This window comes from Nocardia sp. CA-120079 (assembly GCF_050955745.1).
Lineage (GTDB): Bacteria > Actinomycetota > Actinomycetes > Mycobacteriales > Mycobacteriaceae > Nocardia.
The window spans coordinates 2,303,373-2,320,908 of sequence record NZ_CP192088.1 but is presented as its reverse complement, the minus strand read 5'-3'; the positions used below and the strand labels follow the sequence as shown (position 1 = coordinate 2,320,908).

13 protein-coding genes are annotated in these 17,536 nt (G+C 65.7%); 4 read left to right on the top strand and 9 right to left on the bottom strand.

The window, feature by feature from the left end:
• The first annotated feature begins 286 nt into the window (after positions 1-286).
• Complete coding sequence (locus ACQPYR_RS10670) at positions 287-718, top strand: hypothetical protein (RefSeq protein ID WP_433630611.1); 432 nt, start codon at positions 287-289, stop codon at positions 716-718.
• A 361-nt stretch (positions 719-1,079) separates the two neighbouring features.
• Here ACQPYR_RS10670 and ACQPYR_RS10665 read toward each other — a convergent pair whose 3' ends face one another.
• The 6 genes from ACQPYR_RS10665 to ACQPYR_RS10640 form a co-directional block, all read right to left on the bottom strand.
• Positions 1,080-2,126 (bottom strand): acyl-CoA thioesterase, encoded by a 1,047-nt coding sequence (locus ACQPYR_RS10665; RefSeq protein ID WP_433630608.1) that lies wholly within the window; start codon positions 2,124-2,126, stop codon positions 1,080-1,082.
• Positions 2,127-2,196: 70 nt separating this feature from the next.
• Positions 2,197-3,393, bottom strand: coding sequence for an alkane 1-monooxygenase (locus ACQPYR_RS10660; RefSeq protein ID WP_433635090.1), 1,197 nt, complete (start codon positions 3,391-3,393; stop codon positions 2,197-2,199).
• Between the two features lie 272 nt (positions 3,394-3,665).
• A complete protein-coding gene (locus ACQPYR_RS10655; protein WP_433630605.1) occupies positions 3,666-4,988 on the bottom strand; it encodes a lipase family protein in 1,323 nt (440 codons plus the stop codon).
• Between the two features lie 246 nt (positions 4,989-5,234).
• Positions 5,235-6,236 (bottom strand): ketol-acid reductoisomerase, encoded by a 1,002-nt coding sequence (gene ilvC, locus ACQPYR_RS10650; RefSeq protein WP_174566238.1) that lies wholly within the window; start codon positions 6,234-6,236, stop codon positions 5,235-5,237.
• Between the two features lie 126 nt (positions 6,237-6,362).
• Positions 6,363-6,866, bottom strand: coding sequence for an acetolactate synthase small subunit (gene ilvN / locus ACQPYR_RS10645; protein ID WP_040693551.1), 504 nt, complete (start codon positions 6,864-6,866; stop codon positions 6,363-6,365).
• A complete protein-coding gene (locus ACQPYR_RS10640; protein WP_433630601.1) occupies positions 6,863-8,791 on the bottom strand; it encodes an acetolactate synthase large subunit in 1,929 nt (642 codons plus the stop codon). The genes ilvN and ACQPYR_RS10640 overlap by 4 nt, the downstream gene beginning before the upstream one ends.
• A gap of 332 nt (positions 8,792-9,123) precedes the next feature.
• Here ACQPYR_RS10640 and ACQPYR_RS10635 point away from each other — a divergent pair, with 332 nt between their 5' ends.
• Together ACQPYR_RS10635 and ilvD are read left to right on the top strand one after the other, a co-directional pair.
• The gene (locus tag ACQPYR_RS10635; RefSeq protein WP_433630598.1) at positions 9,124-9,861 is read left to right on the top strand and encodes a PH domain-containing protein; all 738 of its coding nucleotides are present in this window, start codon (positions 9,124-9,126) and stop codon (positions 9,859-9,861) included.
• A 328-nt stretch (positions 9,862-10,189) separates the two neighbouring features.
• Complete coding sequence (gene ilvD, locus ACQPYR_RS10630) at positions 10,190-12,031, top strand: dihydroxy-acid dehydratase (protein WP_433630596.1); 1,842 nt, start codon at positions 10,190-10,192, stop codon at positions 12,029-12,031.
• Between the two features lie 142 nt (positions 12,032-12,173).
• Here the strand turns inward: ilvD and ACQPYR_RS10625 are convergent, their stop codons facing one another.
• Positions 12,174-13,064, bottom strand: coding sequence for a DoxX family protein (locus ACQPYR_RS10625; RefSeq protein WP_433630594.1), 891 nt, complete (start codon positions 13,062-13,064; stop codon positions 12,174-12,176).
• 111 nt (positions 13,065-13,175) lie between these two features.
• Between ACQPYR_RS10625 and ACQPYR_RS10620 the strand changes: the two genes are divergently transcribed.
• Complete coding sequence (locus tag ACQPYR_RS10620; protein ID WP_433630591.1) at positions 13,176-14,282, top strand: PQQ-dependent sugar dehydrogenase; 1,107 nt, start codon at positions 13,176-13,178, stop codon at positions 14,280-14,282.
• Between the two features lie 87 nt (positions 14,283-14,369).
• Here the strand turns inward: ACQPYR_RS10620 and gatB are convergent, their stop codons facing one another.
• Together gatB and ACQPYR_RS10610 are read right to left on the bottom strand one after the other, a co-directional pair.
• On the bottom strand, positions 14,370-15,875 hold the full coding sequence (gene gatB, locus ACQPYR_RS10615; RefSeq protein WP_433630589.1) for an Asp-tRNA(Asn)/Glu-tRNA(Gln) amidotransferase subunit GatB: 1,506 nt from the start codon (positions 15,873-15,875) through the stop codon (positions 14,370-14,372).
• Between the two features lie 149 nt (positions 15,876-16,024).
• A complete protein-coding gene (locus ACQPYR_RS10610; RefSeq protein ID WP_433630586.1) occupies positions 16,025-17,407 on the bottom strand; it encodes an alpha/beta hydrolase family protein in 1,383 nt (460 codons plus the stop codon).
• Positions 17,408-17,536 lie beyond the last annotated feature (129 nt).

Here is a 17,536-nt window from a genome sequence, read left to right as displayed (position 1 = left end):
CAAACGCTCAGCCACAGCAAATCAAGCCACGATGGTGGCGCATACGCAGCGTGTATCGCACAGAAGCTCCATCTTGTGTGAAGTGCCCAGTCGATATGTGACAACGATGAAACCCGTTGTCCGCGGCGGCGAACCGAGAAACGTTTGGCGGCAACCGCCTTCGGAGCGACTCGCCTCGGGGACACCCCCTACTCCAGGCCCGTCCGAGCTCATACTTTCGACTGAAATTTCCCTGAATCCGATTGTGGCAGGGGTTTTTTCGGCGCGGACACGCAAGAGTGGAAGAATGACAATGACGCCTCGTCGGATGCTGGCCCAAGCGGCCGTGGCGGCCGCTCTTCTCGCTGTTCCCCTGACCGCCTCGGCAATTCCGGCGTGGGCCGCACCGGAAACGGGTTCGGCCGGATCGGGACAGCCGGTTGACTGCGAAAGTGCCGAGCACCGGGACGAGTGCGAGCAGGCGTGGCGGGACGAGCAGGCCAGGCGGGACAGGGAAGCCCGCGACTGGGCGAACAACCTGAACAATCCGGCCAACCCCATGAGCCCCTCGAACCCGAACAATCCGGCCAACCCGAATAGCCCGAACAACCCGCAGTATCAGTGGGAGCACAGCCTCAACAACCCCGCCAACCCCATGAGTCCGCTCAACCCCAACAACCCGGCCAACCCGAACAGCCCGCTGAACCCCAACAACCAGCACAGACCGAATAACAGATAGTGCCCCGTCCGAATAGGTTGCTTCGAATCCCGGTCCGGCTGCGCGCCGAGCCCAGTCGAAACGCGGCTCGTTCGACACCACAATTCGACTGCGCTCGCCGAGGACGACGCCGACCCTGAGATCGGGGGTTACCGCAGAAGCTAATTGGACGAGGCACCAGCCCGTGCCGCGGTGGTCCGAGGCCACCGCGGCCTTGGGGGCGGGCTTGGACTGGATCAGGACGGCCGGGGCCGGGGTGAACCGAATGCGGATATCGACCTCGGCCTCAGATAGGCCGCACCACCGCAGTGCCACCTGGACGATCCGGCCTCACCCAGGCTGGACCAGCAACGCGAAGCCGGACACCGACCCCCACAACGCGTCACGGCATGGGCACCCGGAAATGGTTGGGCTCGGCATCGGCGGGCACATCACTGGCCTGCGTGAACCGCTCCACCTCGGCACGCAATTCGATGAGATGGCGCGCATGCGCATCGAGCGCCTCATCCTCCGCGGAAACCGGAACCCATTGGCGTACCGGCCGTGCCTTACCGTTCCCATCGACCGCGACAACAACCGCGAGACCGTGCGCGGCGAGCGCCGGTTCATCGGAATGCGTATCCGTCGACGTCACGTGCACGCTGACGTGCATACTCCGCGGCCCGGTGTAAATCAGCCGCGCACTCACCTCGACGATATGCCCGATGACAATCGGGCGGTAGAACCGGATGCCGCCGAAGTACGACGTAATCACATGCTGCCCAACCCAATCGGCACCGCAAATATAGGCGGCCTCGTCGATCCACTGCATGGTGCGACCGCCGTGCACCTTGCCACCCCAGTTGATATCCGAAGGCGCGGCCAGGAATCGCAAAATCGACGTCGGCGCCGTACCCGCCGCTGTGTACTGCTGCGCGGCCATCGCCTCCTCGATTCGCTTGCGAACCGAAACGCGCGCTCGCGCTTGCCGATGCCGCTCGAGTTCCAGAATCGACGTCGGATTCCATTGCGGCACTTCGACGGTCCGCCGGTTGTCGTCGATCGCGACGAAGATCGTCAGGCACTGCGCCGTCTGCACCGGCTTGCGTCGCGTGGGATCGGTCGAATAGACGCTGACGAGAATATGCATGCTGGTGCGCCCGGTGTGCACGAGATTCGCATGCAGTTCGACCAATTCACCGACCGCGATCGGACGGTCCAGGTGAATATTGCCGACGTAGGCGGTAACGCAGTAGCAACCGCTCCACTGAGCCGCCGCCGCATAGGCGACCTTGTCGATCCATTCGAGTAGCTTGCCGCCGTCGACCGAACCGGCGATGCCCGCGTCGGCCGGTTTGACGAGAAAGCGGTGGATGGCCTCGGCACGTCGACCGGCCGAAGCCGGGCTCGGTACGGAAGTGGGGACAAGTGTGGTGGATGAGATGCTCACGACTCGCGATCTGTTCGGCAGACAATGGTTCCGACTCCGATGTCCCCGAAGACGATAGGCAACCGCGCCGCTACGGGCGAGTAGCCGGCTCCGCCGATGTGGCGGTCAGCGCAGGTGTCCGGCGCAACCGAGCGGAGATGCGGCGACGCCTGGTCCGAGGTTTGGTGTTGATGAGGTTGAGATCACCGCCGTAGTGGGCAAGGACACGATGGTCCATGACCGCGCGCCAGATCGGCGGGACGGCGGCCAACAGGATCATGCTTGCGTAGCCAGCAGGAAGCTGCGGCGCCTCCTCAGAGCTGCGCAGGGTCTGGTAGCGGCGCCCCGGATTCGCGTGGTGGTCGCTGTGGCGTTGTAGGTGGAACAGGAATATGTTCGTGACCAGACGGTCACTGTTCCAGCTGTCACGCGGGGAGCAGCGCGCGTAGTTGCCATTGCGACCGCGCGGGCGAAGCAGGCCGTAGTGCTCGACGTAGTTCACCGTCTCGAGCAGCCCGGCGCCGATCAGCGCCTGCAGCGCCAGAAACGGGATCACCGCGGGCCCGAACAGGACGATCAGCGTGCCGAATAGCGCGACACTCATCGACCAGGCCTGCAATAGATGATTGTCCAAGCAGAACCAGCGCTTTCCCTTGCGGGAAAGGCGTTCACGCTCCAAAACCAGAGCCGAGCGGAAGCCGCCGAGCATAGTGCGCGGCAGGAACTCCCACAGCGATTCGCCGAATCGGGCACTGGCCGGATCTTCCGGCGTCGCGACGCGCACGTGATGGCCGCGGTTGTGCTCGACGAAGAAGTGCCCGTATCCCGATTGCGCCAGTGCGATTTTCGCCAGCCAGCGTTCGAGGTGCTCGACTCGATGGCCGAGTTCGTGGGCGGCGTTGATTCCGATGCCCGACACGAACCCGAGCGTCACGGCCAAACCCAGCTTGTCGGATATGCTCAGCGCCGGTCTCGCCCAGAGATATCCCGCGATGAGCAGGCCGATGAACTGGAGCGGCAGGAAAAGGTAAGTGCACCACCGGTAGTAGCGATCGTTGGACAAGGACTCGTAATCCTCGTCGCGCGGATTGCTCCCGTCATTCCCTATCGCCATGTCCAGCAGCGGGATCACCACGAGCACGATGATCGGACCGATCCACCAGAATATTTCGAGGCCGGTATGGACCACGAGTTGTGAAGGAAGTACGGCGCAAGTCGGAGCGATCAACCCCAGTATCCACAGATACCGTTTGGGGTCGCGTCTTTCCGTTTTCTCGAAGATCGACATAGGTGCCTCGAGCCTCCAACAGAACAACACTGACAGGGGGTGGGGCCGCCGAAATCCGTTGCGGTAAAACTGTCGCTCCAGAATAGCTGTGCCCGCGCCGACTGCCAGCAATCTGCCGAAAACCACCTTCTGACCTAACGAATTTCCTGAGCCGAGGAGCGCATCGTCGCCGCGGCCCCTAGATCGAACGCGGTACTCGATTCGCATGCCGGCGGCGGGTTTCGGCCAGGAGCCGACCCGCCGCCGGGCATTACGCACCGAAAATCACCGCGCTACGGCAGCGCCGCGCAATTGGATGGAGCGGGCATACCCGCGAGCCGATCGGTCAACCATTGCTGCGAGGCGAACAGCGACGGGAAGAAGGCGATCACGTGGGTGCCCACGAGTCCGGATGCGGGGGGAATTTCGGCGTTCGACTCCAGCTGAACGGGCACTCCGCCACCACACCAACCGGCGGCCACGTCGCGCACCGGCACAAATGGTGCTCCCTGGTCGTTGACGGCCGAGGCGGCGAGTACCGGAACGGCCGGGGCGCGTGTGCCGATACGCTGCTCGGCGAATGCCGACCGCAACGCCGGGGACCGATCGATAACGGCGGTAAGCGGTTCTCCGCTGGTGGTCCACTCGGACGTGTTCTGATGCTCCTGGGCAAGTCCGACCGGGACCGCGCATTTACCCAGGGATTCCTGCAGGATCGCCTTGCCGAGGTCGTTGAGTTCGGCGTCCAACTCCGGGCGAGTTTCCGGGTAGTCGGCGGCAATTCCGTTGAGTATCCAGGCGATTGCCGGTGCGAAATCAGCGCGACCGTCGTTGTATCCGATGAAGTATTCATCGTCCACCACCGGCCCACCGACGTAGGCGCCGCGCACATTCAGATCTGGGGCATAGCTCGATTGCAGTTCGGCCGCGCCCGCGGAGGCCATACCGCCCTGCGAATACCCGTAGAGAATGACCGGCGTGCCGGGGTTGAGGCCGGAGTCGGGCAATTGCAGCGCGGCGCGCGCGGAGTCCAGTACCGCGTAGGCCTGCGCCTTCCGGTTCAGATAGTCGTGCACATCGGGCGTGCCGAGGCCGTGATAGTCGGTCACCACTACCGCCATACCACGGTTGAGCAGCGAACGGATCGCCACCAGATCGTATTCGAAGATTATGTCCAACGGCGGCTGCGCCTGGACGATCTGCGTCATCAGCATCGAGGGCGCGCATTGATCGCCCTGTCCCTTGGTACCACCCGCGTACGCGACCAGTGGCCGCTCGCCCGGACCGGTCCACGGCACGCTCGGCTGCAGATACGTGCCCACAACCGCCGTACGCGCATCGTGGGTATCACTGCTGACGTACATGAGCCGCGTCGCAGCGGCGGGGACCATTCCCGGCTGCCCGGGCGCCGACATTGCCACCACCGCCGGTTCGGCGCGAACGATGGTGCCCCGCCCGTCCGGCAGCGATGGCGGCGGAAGGTAGAAATCGGACTCGGCGACCGGCTGCTCCCCCGCCGGTTGCGTCCATGCATGTGGAGCAGTGACCGTCCCGCCTCCGAGCAGAATGAGGGTTCCCGTCAAAGCTGCGGCCAATCCAATTATTCGGCTGCGCACGATTTCTGATCCTTCCTGCGATTTTGGGGAGTACCCATGGCAACTAGAATCGGATAGAGAGGTTATCTCCAGAAAGATCGGTTTTCGGTGAATCCCGACCAGAAACGCCGATCTGCGATAGCCTCGAATGCCGCAAACACCGAAGTCCACCTCGGTGTTGCTTCGCGAATCTTCGATTGCGCCCAGCCGAAACAACAGTGGCCCACCCCGACGAATCGGGATGGGCCACCGTGCTGTTCGCGCGTATTACGCGGTTTCGGTGATCGGCCGGTCGACCCAGCTCATCAGGCCGCGCAGCTTGGCGCCGGTGACCTCGATCGGGTGCTCGGCATTGGCCTTGCGCAGCGCCTCGAGCTCCTTGTTGCCGCCCTCGACATTGGCGACGAGGCGCTTGACGAAGGTGCCGTCCTGGATGTCGCGCAGGATGTCCTGCATGCGCTTCTTGGTGTCGGCGTCGATGACCCGCGGACCCGACAGGTAGCCACCGAATTCGGCGGTGTCGGAGACCGAGTAGTTCATGCGGGCGATGCCGCCCTCGTACATCAGGTCGACGATGAGCTTGAGCTCGTGCAGCACCTCGAAGTACGCCATCTCCGGCGCGTAGCCCGCCTCGACCATGACCTCGAAACCGGTCTTGACCAGCTCTTCGGTACCACCACAGAGCACGGCCTGCTCACCGAACAGGTCGGTCTCGGTCTCTTCCTTGAAGGTGGTCTTGATGACGCCGGCGCGGGTGCCGCCGATGCCCTTGGCGTAGGACAGCGCCAGCGCCTGGCCCTCACCCTTCGGGTCCTGCTCGACCGCGATCAGGGCGGGAACGCCCTTGCCGTCGACGAACTGGCGCCGCACCAGGTGGCCCGGGCCCTTCGGCGCGACCATGCCGATGGTCACGTTGGCCGGGGGCTTGATCAGGCCGAAGTGGATGTTGAGGCCGTGGCCGAAGAACAGCGCGTCGCCGTCCTTCAGGTTGGGCTCGATGTCGTTGGTGAAGATCGACGCCTGGGCGGTGTCGGGGGCCAGCACCATGATCACGTCGGCCCACGCGGAAACCTCCGCCGGGGTGCCGACGGTCAGGCCCGCCTCTTCGGCCTTCGGCCGCGACTTCGAACCCTCAGCGAGGCCGACGCGGACCTCGACGCCGGAGTCGCGCAGGCTCAGCGAGTGCGCGTGGCCCTGGCTGCCGTAGCCGATGACAGCGACCTTGCGGCCCTGGATGATCGACAGGTCGGCGTCGTCGTCGTAGAACATCTCGACTGCCACTGTAGGTTCCCTTCTTGTTCTTCTTGTCGAAAGTTGTTTAGTTTCAAGCGGTTCGGCAGGCCAGCCCGCTTTTGGGATGGCCCAAAGAACACAGCGCGGCCACCGCGGCGAGCGTCAGCGAGTCGCGGTGATCGACTTGGGTCCGCGGCCCACGGCCACCACACCGGACTGCACGATCTCCCGGATGCCATACGGCTCGAGCATCCGCAGCAGCGCGTCGAGCTTGGACCGGGTTCCGGTCGCCTCGACGGTGAGCGCGTCCGGCGAGACGTCGATCACCTTCGCCCGGAAGAGCGTAACCGCCTCGATGACCTGGGTCCGCACGCTGGCGTCCGCACGCACCTTCACCAGGATCAGTTCGCGGGCGACCGAGGTGTCGGCGTCCTGCTCCACGATCTTGATGACGTTGACCAGCTTGTTGAGCTGCTTGGTGACCTGCTCGAGCGGCAGATCCTCGACCGTGACGACGATGGTCATGCGCGAGATCTCCGGGATCTCGGTGCCGCCGACCGCCAGCGATTCGATGTTGAAGCCACGGCGGGAGAACAGCGCCGCGACCCGGGCCAGCACGCCCGGCTTATCCTCCACCAGCACGCTGAGGGTGTGAGTCGTACTCACTGTTCGGTCCCCTTGCTCTTGTCGTGCGACATCGCCTCGTGGATGACGGCGGGCTCGGCGGCCTGCTCGTCATCGTCGAAGAGTGGGCGGATGCCGCGCGCGGCCATGATCTCGTCGTTGCTGGTGCCCGCGGCGACCATCGGCCACACCTGGGCATCCTTGCCGACGATGAAATCGATCACCACGGGACGGTCGTTGATGGACTGCGCCTCGCGGATCGCGGCCTCCACGTCTTCCTCGCGCTCGACCCGGATGCCGTGGCAGCCGAGGGCTTCGGCGAGTTTGACGAAATCGGGGATGCGCAGGGAGTGCGTGCCCAGATCGGTGTTGGAGTAGCGCTCCTCGTAGAACAGGGTCTGCCACTGACGGACCATGCCGAGGTTGCCATTGTTGATCAGCGCGACCTTGATCGGCACGCCCTCGACGGCGCAGGTGGCCAACTCCTGGTTGGTCATCTGGAAGCAGCCGTCACCGTCGACCGCCCACACCTCTTTGTCCGGCGCGCCCATTTTGGCGCCCATGGCGGCCGGGACGGCGTAGCCCATGGTGCCGAGACCACCGGAATTCAGCCAGGTGCGCGGCTTTTCATACTTGATGAACTGCGCGGCCCACATCTGGTGCTGACCGACGCCGGCACAGTAGATGGCGTCGGGTCCGGCCAGACGGCCGAGCGCATCGATGACGAATTCCGGCGACAGCGAGCCGTCGCTCGGCGTCGTCCAGCCGAGTGGGTAACTCTTGCGGATGCCGTCGAGGTACTGCCACCAGTCGGTGAGGTTCAGCTTCGGCGCACCGGAGGGGTCGGCCTTCAGCGTTTCGATCAGTTCGACGATCACCTCGCGGCAGTCGCCGACGATCGGGACGTCGGCGTGCCGGTTCTTACCGATCTCGGCCGGGTCGATATCGGCGTGGATGATTTTCGCGTCGGGCGCGAAGGAGTCCAGCTGACCGGTGACGCGGTCGTCGAAACGCGCGCCCAGGGTGATCAGCAGATCGGACTTCTGCAGGGCGGCGACGGCGCCGACGGTGCCGTGCATGCCCGGCATGCCCATGTTGAGCTGGTGGCTGTCCGGGAAGGCACCACGTGCCATCAAGGTGGTGACCACCGGGATGCCGGTCAGTTCGGCCAGCTCCAGCAGCTGGGGCGAGGCGTCGGCCTTGATCACGCCGCCGCCGACGTAGAGCACCGGCTGCTTGGACTCCAGGATCATCCGCGCGGCCTCGCGCACCTGCTTACCGTGCGGTTTGGTCACCGGACGGTAGCCGGGCAGCCGCATCTCCGGCGGCCAGCTGAAGGTGGTCTGCGCCTGCAGCACGTCCTTCGGAATGTCCACGAGCACCGCGCCCGGACGACCGGACGAGGCCAGGTAAAAGGCCTCCGCGATCATGCGCGGGATGTCGATGCCATCGGTGATGAGGAAATTGTGCTTGGTGATCGGCATGGTGATGCCGGAGATATCAGCTTCCTGGAATGCGTCGGTGCCGATCAGGCCGCGCCCGACCTGGCCGGTGATGGCGACGATCGGAACCGAATCCATCTGCGCGTCGGCGATCGGGGTGACCAGGTTGGTCGCGCCCGGACCGGAGGTGGCCATACAGACGCCGACCTTGCCGGTGGCCTGTGCATAACCGGTGGCGGCGTGCCCCGCGCCCTGCTCGTGCCGGACGAGGACGTGACGGACCTTGGTGGAATCGAAGAGCGGGTCGTAGACCGGGAGAATCGCGCCGCCGGGAATGCCGAATACCGTGTCGACGCCGAGCTCCTCGAGAGAGCGGACGACGGACTGCGCGCCGGTGACCCGCTCGGGCGGGACCTGGCGGCGGTTCGCCGCGTTGGTCGGACCGCCAGCGGGCGCGGCCTGCTGATTCGCCGAAGGCGCCGGCCTGCGGGCCGAGGGCCCGGGCCGTGCGGTTGGTGCACTCACCGTCTTCGTTCCTAACTGCTCGTACTAGACCCCGGACAACTGTGCTTGCACGTGGTGCCTTGCGAAGCGGCCACATGCCAGGACTTTTGTCCCGAACACAAAAAAGCCCCCGACAGCGCATGGCTGTTCGAGGGTGGCGCGTCGCAACGCGAGCTGACGTATTCGACTCAGGTAGTCAGGCTCAACGCTGGACGCGCCGGCCGATTACGAGCAACTCGTTTCGATTCACGCGCATGACGGTATGTGTGCGCGAGTCGATCAGTCAAACAGGTCTCATTATGTGAGACCGAGCGGGTGCTCGAGTCCGTTCACCATGATGCGAGGATGGTGGTGTGTCATCACCGCATCAGTCCGTGCCACCGGCTAAATCGTCCCACACGCCCGCGGCGGGATCGGAGACGGGTAGTTCGCCGGAACCGTCCGAGCCGACGCAGACGGCGCAGGTCATCCGCATTACGCAGATGGCCCACCTCGGTGTTCTCGTACTGCTGTTCTGTGTTTTCTTCGCCTTCGTCGGCTGGCCGATCGGACTGTGGTGGCTGCTACTGCTCCCGGTCGCGGCGGTGGTGTGGATCGAACGCACGCGCACCACGGTGTCCGAGGACGGGTTGGATCTGCGCACGGTTTTCGGTTCGCGGCACCTCGACTGGACACAGGTCGCGGGCGTCGGCATTCCCAAGCGCGGGTTCGTACGTGCCCATCTCACCGATGACACCGAGGTGAAGCTGCCCGCGGTCAGCTACGACCGCTTGCGTGATCTGATCCGCGCGTCGAACGGTCGGATTCCGGATCTGTTCGCGGCGGAGGCGGCGGCGCGAGAGGCGGAGTACGCGGCGCGCGAGGCCGAAGGGCGCGAGGCCGAAACCGAGACGGCCGAAGCCAATGGGCGCTCAGACGCGACGAAGACCGACACCGAGGCAGACGCCGCCGAGACCGAAGCGAGGACGGCCGACACCGAGGCGCACGGGGCCGAGACGAAGAAGGCCGGAACCAACGGCCGCGAAGCCGAGACGAACACCGAGACCAAGCCACCTGCCGCCGAGACCGAGGCACGCGACTCCGATTCGTAGCGGTTCACCGGTGGCGGGGATATCGACGGACGCCGGTAAGCTCGCCGACGGATGCGCGATCTGGTGACCGCGCCGGTCGGACAATCCCCCGCCCGCACTCACCAGACCTGTGGATACCGACGGTGCCGGAACCGACACGATGACACCGTCCGCGCCGACGACCACCCTCGCGGCGACATCATCCCGAACCACAGACCGGCGATCAGCGCCGTCGACCGCCACGAAGGCCCGCCCGCGCGCAGGAGTAACGTGGTCGGTCGCTGAATTCGCTCAGTGAGCGAACTCCGCGCAGTCGCACATCAGCCCCCGCGACCTCCCGAGGATTTATATGCCACCGCTTCGTTCACGGACAACCACCATCGGCCGCAATGCCGCGGGCGCGCGCGCACTCTGGCGCGCCACCGGTATGACCGACACCGACTTCGGTAAGCCGATCGTCGCCATCGCGAACTCCTACACGCAGTTCGTACCGGGCCACGTGCATCTGAAGAATGTCGGTGAGATCGTCGCGGACGCGGTGCGCGCAGCGGGCGGTGTACCGCGGGAGTTCCACACCATCGCGGTCGACGACGGCATCGCGATGGGCCACGGCGGCATGCTCTACTCGCTGCCCTCGCGTGAAATCATCGCCGATTCGGTCGAATACATGGCCAACGCACACACCGCCGACGCGCTGGTGTGCATCTCCAACTGCGACAAGATCACGCCCGGCATGCTCAATGCCGCTATGCGCCTGAACATCCCGGCCGTTTTCGTGTCCGGCGGGCCGATGGAGGCCGGTAAGGCCGTGGTCGTCGGCGGTGTCGCACAGGCTCCGACCGATCTGATCACCGCGATCGCGGCCAGCGCCAATATGAATGTCAGCGAGGAAGGCCTGTCCGAGGTCGAGCGCAGCGCGTGTCCGACCTGCGGCTCCTGCTCGGGCATGTTCACCGCGAATTCGATGAACTGCCTCACCGAGGCGCTCGGACTCGCCTTGCCCGGCAACGGATCCACGCTGGCCACCCATGCCGCCCGGCACGCGCTGTTCGAACGGGCGGGCACCGTGATCGTCGACATCGCGAATCGCTGGTACCGCGAGGACGATGCGTCGGTGCTGCCGCGGAACGTGGCCAATGCCAAGGCCTTCCGCAATGCGATGGCGTTGGACGTGGCGATGGGCGGTTCCACCAATACGGTGCTGCACACCCTGGCCGCCGCGCAGGAGGGTGAGATCGACTTCGAGTTGAGCACCATCGACGAGATTTCTCGCAAAGTGCCGTGCCTGTCGAAGGTCTCCCCCAACTCCGACTACCACATGGAGGATGTGCACCGCGCCGGTGGCATCCCGGCGATCCTCGGCGAGCTGCGCCGCGCCGGACTGCTGGAGACCGACGTCACCACGGTGCACACCAAGAGCTTCGACGAATGGCTCGACACCTGGGATATCCGCTCCGGCAAGGCATCCGATGAGGCGCTGGAGCTTTTCCACGCCGCGCCCGGTGGCGTGCGCACCACCGAGCCCTTCTCCACGAACAACCGCTGGTCCGCGCTCGATACCGACGCCGAGGGCGGCTGCATCCGCGACAAGGCGCACGCCTACACGGTCGAGGGCGGCCTGGTTGTCCTGCGCGGCAATATCGCCCCCGACGGCGCGATCCTGAAGACCGCTGGCATCGATGAGGAGCTGTTCTCCTTCCAAGGCCCGGCCGTCGTGGTCGAATCCCAGGAGGAGGCGGTTTCGGCGATCCTCGGTAAGAAGATCAAGCCGGGCGATGTGATCGTGGTCCGCTACGAGGGGCCCAAGGGCGGGCCGGGCATGCAGGAAATGTTGCACCCCACCGCATTTCTGAAGGGTGCGGGACTCGGCAAGGTGTGCGCGCTGATCACCGACGGCCGCTTCTCCGGCGGGACCTCCGGTCTGTCGATCGGTCACATGTCGCCCGAGGCCGCGGCGGGCGGTGCCGTCGGACTCATCGAAGACGGCGATCAGATCCGCATCGACGTCCAAACCCGAACCCTCGAGGTGCTGGTCGACGAAGCGATCCTGGCCGAGCGCCGCGCGAAAATGGATGCCTCCGAACGGCCTTGGCAGCCGGTCGACCGCATCCGCCCGGTCACCACGGCGCTGCGCGCCTATGCCGCACTCGCCACCTCCGCCGACAAGGGTGCCGTTCGCCAGGTGCCATAGTCCCGTCACGAAAGCGAACGGCGTCCCTCGTGGCAGCAGTAGACCGTCGGGCAGAAACGTGGCATCCCTTGCACCCCAACAAATATCGCCCAGAAACGAACGGCGCCCTTCGATACCGAAGGGCGCCGGTTGTGTGGACGGGTTACTTGAAGGGGCCGATGCCCGTCAGCGGGTTGCCGCCGTGCAGCCAGTACCAGGTGCCGATGGCGGCGGCCACGGCCAGGACGAGGACTACGAAGGAACCGTAGGCGGGGCGGGTGGCCCAGCCGCGGTTGCGGTCGAAGGACAGGCGGCCGGGTCCGGTCAGCAGCAGGACGACCGCGGTGCCCGCGAGGATGGACTCCAGTTCCACACCACTCTTGACCGAGGACTTGTACTGGAAGCCGGGGATCATGCCCTGCTTCCACAGCCACGCGTCGATGATCACCGCGAGCACCGCACCCGCGGCGAGCGGAGTGGCCAGACCGAGGACAAGCAATCCGCCGCCACCGACTTCGCCGGCGATCACCAGGATGGTCGAGAGGGTCGCGTGGTCCCAGCCACCCGCGGCCATCATGTCGCGGGTGTTGTCCAGCCCCTGGCCGTTGAACCAGGTGGTGAGCTTCTGCAGGCCGTGATAGATGAAGGTGCCGCCGACGACGAGGCGCAGCACGAACAGTCCGAGGTCGAGGGTGCCGCGGCGGGCGTCGCCATTGCGTCGGCGCAGCGGGCGGCTCGGCTCGCCGCCGGACGCGTTCGCGGCGGGCGGGATGCTGGCGTAGGAATAGGACGCGGCTTCGTTCGCCCTGGTCTGTTCACCGACTGAAGGGATCTCCGGATCGAGCCCGAGTTCCTCCTCGGTGCGCGGCACATCCTTGGTCAGTTCGGGGCCACGCGAGGTGGTATCGGAGGACAGTCTGGGCAGCACGCCGGTGGGTGAATCGTAGGGACTGCTCACGCCACGACCGGTGGACGACACCGCCGACTGCTCATCCGTGGGCGTTGCCGCACCCTCGGTTTTGGGCACGGATGTGTCTTTGGGCTCTTCGGTCACGGTCGATACCCTATGCGGCCTTGCGCCCGCGTGGGCGGTCTCGACGCGACGGCGTGTCCGTTTATCGACCCGGAGCGGCACATCGGCCGCGGTTTCCGTAACGTCTGAACCATGAGTTTGGTTGTCGCGGGGCGTATCGCCCTGAGCCTGGCGCTCGGCTCCGTCCTGCTGGTCGGCTGCGCCCGATTCGACGATTCCGCCTCCAGCCCGTTCACACCCGAACCGACCTTCAACCCCGCCGAACCCAAATCGCCGCAGCAGAGCCCCTCGCAGCGCCCGCGCCCGACCGGCCCGTGCATCGATCCGGATCCGAATGTGATCACAACCTGCCTGGATTCCACCGCGGGCATCATCTCGCTCGGCGAGGATGCGCTGGTCACCGAGCGACGCACCGGACGCATCTACAAGACCGTCGCGGTGGATCCGAGCGATCCGCAGTCGCCGCCGATTCTGGTCGGCCAGGTCGATGTGGACGGCTCCGGGGACGGCGGCATCTCCGATATCGCCCTCTCGCCGACCTACCGCGAGGACGGACTCATATACGCCTACATCACCACCGCATCCGACAACCGGGTGGTGCGCATCGCGGAGAACGGGCCGCCGAAGACCATCCTCACCGGAATTCCGAAGGGGTCGGTCGGCAATCACGGTGCGCTGGAATTCATTTCGCCGACCGAACTGTTGGTGCTGACCGGCGATGCGGGCAATCCGGGTCTGGCAAGTGCGCCGTCGTCGCTGGCAGGCAAGGTGTTGCGGATCAATTCGCCGTCGCCGGGAGCCAATGCGGAGGTCGTGGCATCGGGCCTCGGCACGGCGGGCGATCTGTGCGACGACGGTAAGGACAGCGTATGGATCACCGATCGCACCCCGACCGAGGATCGGCTGCAACGCTTGGGCCGGGACGGATCGATCACCACCGCGTGGACTTGGCCGGATAGGCCCGGCGTGGGTGGCTGCGCGGCCGGACCCGATGTGGTGGCGATCGCGATGTCGGGGGCGAAGGCGCTGGCGATCGCGAATCCGGATGCGAACACCCACGCGATCACCGCGGCGCCGACGTTCACCGTGCAGGACAAATACGGCAGGCTCGGCGGTGCGGCGGCCGGTGCGGACGGCACCATCTGGGCGGCCACCGTCAACAATGACGATAATCACGGGCCGTTCGACGATCGGGTGATCAAGATCCCGCCGCCGTCGCAGGGCACCGGGCCGGACTAACCGCGCCGACAGCAAAAGTGGGCGGGTCCTCAGGGACCCGCCCACTTCACATTGGCTTCGGCAGGAAACCGCCGGTGCGGACCGAACTCAGGCGCAGGCCTCGAGCACGAGTTCGCGCACGCGAGCCGCATCGGCTTGGCCGCGCGTCGCCTTCATGACGTCACCGACGATCTTGCCCGCGGCCTGCACCTTGCCCGAGCGGATCTTCTCGGCGATATCGGGATTGGCCTCGAGTGCCTTCTGCACCTCCGCCTGCAGCGCGGTCTCGTCGCTGACCATGCCGAGGCCCTTGGTCTCGACGATCTTCGCCGGATCACCCTCGCCCGCGAGCACGAGGTCGACGACCTGCTTGGCGACCTTGTTGTTCACCGTCTTCGATTCGACGAGCTTGATCACCTCGGCCACCTGGGCGGGCGTGATCGGCAATTCCTCCAGGGAAACCTCACGCTCCTTGGCCTTTTCGGTGAGGTAGGCGACCCACCACGAACGGGCCTCGTTGGCCGGAGCGCCCGCATCGACGGTCGCGATGATCAGGTCCAGCGCGCCCGCGTTCACCAGGTCGCGCATGACCTCGTCGGACAATCCCCAGTCGGACTGGATGCGCGCGCGGCGCAGCCACGGGTACTCCGGGATGGTGCCGCGCAGCTGCTCTACCCAATCCTCTGCGGGCGCAACGGGTTCCAGGTCCGGCTCGGGGAAGTAGCGGTAGTCCTCGGCGGTCTCCTTGCGGCGACCGGGCGAGGTGGTGCCGTCGCTCTCGTGGAAGTGCCTGGTCTCCTGCACGATCGAACCGCCGTCGGCGAGAATGGCGGCCTGACGGCGCATTTCGAAGCGAACCGCGACCTCGACGCTCTTGAGCGAGTTGACGTTCTTGGTCTCGGTGCGGGTGCCGAATTCCGTCGCGCCGATGGACATCAGCGAAACGTTGGCATCGCAACGCAACGAGCCCTGCTCCATTTTGACGTCGGAGACCTGCAGCGACTTCAGGACCTCACGCAACGCGGTCACGTAGGCGCGCGCCACTTCCGGTGCTCGCTCCCCTGCACCGGTGATCGGCTTGGTGACGATCTCGATGAGCGGCACGCCGGCCCGGTTGTAGTCGAGCAGCGAGTGACTCGCACCGTGGATGCGGCCGGTCGAGCCGCCGATGTGGGTGGACTTGCCGGTGTCCTCCTCCATATGCGCGCGCTCGATCTCGACACGGAAAGTACTGCCATCGTCGAGAACCACGTCGAGGTGACCGTTGGTGGCGATCGGCTCGTCGTATTGGCTGATCTGGTAGTTCTTCGGCTGGTCCGGGTAGAAGTAGTTCTTGCGCGCGAACCTGCCCCACGGGGTGATCGCGCAATTCAGGGCCAGCCCGATCCGGATCGCCGACGCCACGGCCTGCTCGTTCACCACCGGCAGCGAGCCGGGCAGACCGAGGCACACCGGGCACACCTGGGTGTTCGGCTCCGCACCGAACTCGGTCGGACAACCGCAGAACATCTTGGTCGCGGTGTTCAGCTCGACGTGAACCTCCATGCCGAGCACCGGCTCGAACCGGTTGATGACATCGGCATAATCCATCAAGTCGACGGTGGGTGCACTCATAGCGCTCAGTCTATTGACCCGCCCGACGCCCTCGCCAAGCGACCGCACCCGCCGACCGCCGTGTCTCGCCGGGAGCGTCCGGCTGTGCTGTCGCATAGCCAGTGCCGACCTCGCCAGCTGTGCGGCACCGGGGCAGCGGGGCGGTTCGGCTAGCGGGGTCGAGTGTGTTGGGCGAGCCAGGTGGTGGTGTAGGTGAGGACGTCGGGGGCGATGGTGGTTTCGATGCCGGTGTATTCGCTGGGCAGGCCGGAGTTGGCCGGTTGCATGAGGTGATTGAGGTCGGGGAAGACGTGGACGGTGACGTCGGGATCGGCGGCCAGGCGGTCGCGCATCGGTTGTTCGTTCTGGGTGGCGAGGACCTGCATGTCCTTGGTGCCGAAGAAGGCCAGGACCGGGATGCGCAGGGCGGAGAGCGCGGGGGCCGGATCGTAGGTGATGAAGGACGCCATGTAGGTGGTGTTGTAGGCGTCGAGGGTTTCGGCGGAGGCGTGCTGGCCCGGCGGTAGGGATTCGTTGTGGCGGTAGGCGAGGTCCTTGGCGGCGGCCAGGTCACCGGCGCGGATCAGGTTGGTCCACTCGGTGATGTAGGTGACCTGATCATCGATTCGGGACTGCGTTGCGCCTGCCGCGCTGAGCAGTGCGCGGTTCTGCTCGATCAGCACCTCCCACCCGGGTACCGAGGGGCCGGCCATCAGGATCGCGAAGGCGACGCCGCTGTCCGGGCGGGATGCCACCAGGGGTGCGAGATAGCCGCCCTCGCTGTGGCCGAACAGCCCGACGCGGGCCGGGTCGATATCCGGGCGGGCGCGTAGGAAGCGCACGCCGGCGGCGGCATCCGCGGCGAGATCGTTGTACGTTGCGTCGTCGAGTTTGCCGCTGGTACCGCCGACGCCGCGGTCATCGGTGCGCAGTACGGCATAACCCGCCCGGGTGTAGGTGTCGGCCAGCAGCAGGAAAGGCTTGTGGCCCATGAGTTCTTCGTTGCGATCCTGGGGGCCGCTGCCGGAGATCATCAGGATTGCCGGGAAGGGGCCGTTGCCCTCGGGCAGGGTCAGTGTGCCCGCGATGGTGATATCGCCGTTGCGGTAGGTGACGTCTTCGGAGCGGTAGGGGTACGGCGGTTTCGGCTCCTGTGGATGCGCGGACGTCCCGATCTTGCCGGGCTCGAGCGTCAACGGCAGGCTCTGGCCCGCTTGCCGGAACTCGCCGCTGATCCGGTTGGCGTCCTTGTCGAGTTTGCCATTGAACGACGGATCGCCCTGAATGTTCGGAATCGCGAACGCCACCCGATCCGGTTCGGCGGAAACATCTTTCAGAGCCGCGCCGTTCACCCCCTGCGACGGGATGTCGATGGTGGCGCTGCCGTTGTCAGCGAAACTCACCCCCACCGCCAACGGCGCTCCGGGCACCTCGATGGACCCGTGCCAATCCCCGGTCAACGACCGGGTCCGGTCCTTATCCGATGACGAACACCCCGCCACCAACGCAACAATCAGGACCAGAACCGAGACGAGCCATCGCCCAGTGCGCATTCCGCAACACTACCGATCCGCGCGGACATATCGAACGAACTCTCCCACACGGCGTCCCGGTCTCGGATCAAGATCAGGTGGAACTGGTGGCCGAGGCCTCTCGGAGCGGATACCGCCATCAATTCCACT

Coding starts and splice junctions, on each gene's coding strand:
- ACQPYR_RS10610 (WP_433630586.1), bottom strand. CDS start 17,407: ATGCGCACTGGGCGATGGCTCGTCTCGGTTCTGGTCCTGATTGTTGCG.
- gatB (WP_433630589.1), bottom strand. CDS start 15,875: ATGAGTGCACCCACCGTCGACTTGATGGATTATGCCGATGTCATCAAC.
- ACQPYR_RS10670 (WP_433630611.1), top strand. CDS start 287: ATGACAATGACGCCTCGTCGGATGCTGGCCCAAGCGGCCGTGGCGGCC.
- ACQPYR_RS10620 (WP_433630591.1), top strand. CDS start 13,176: ATGAGTTTGGTTGTCGCGGGGCGTATCGCCCTGAGCCTGGCGCTCGGC.
- ilvC (WP_174566238.1), bottom strand. CDS start 6,236: ATGTTCTACGACGACGACGCCGACCTGTCGATCATCCAGGGCCGCAAG.
- ilvD (WP_433630596.1), top strand. CDS start 10,190: ATGCCACCGCTTCGTTCACGGACAACCACCATCGGCCGCAATGCCGCG.
- ACQPYR_RS10660 (WP_433635090.1), bottom strand. CDS start 3,393: ATGTCGATCTTCGAGAAAACGGAAAGACGCGACCCCAAACGGTATCTG.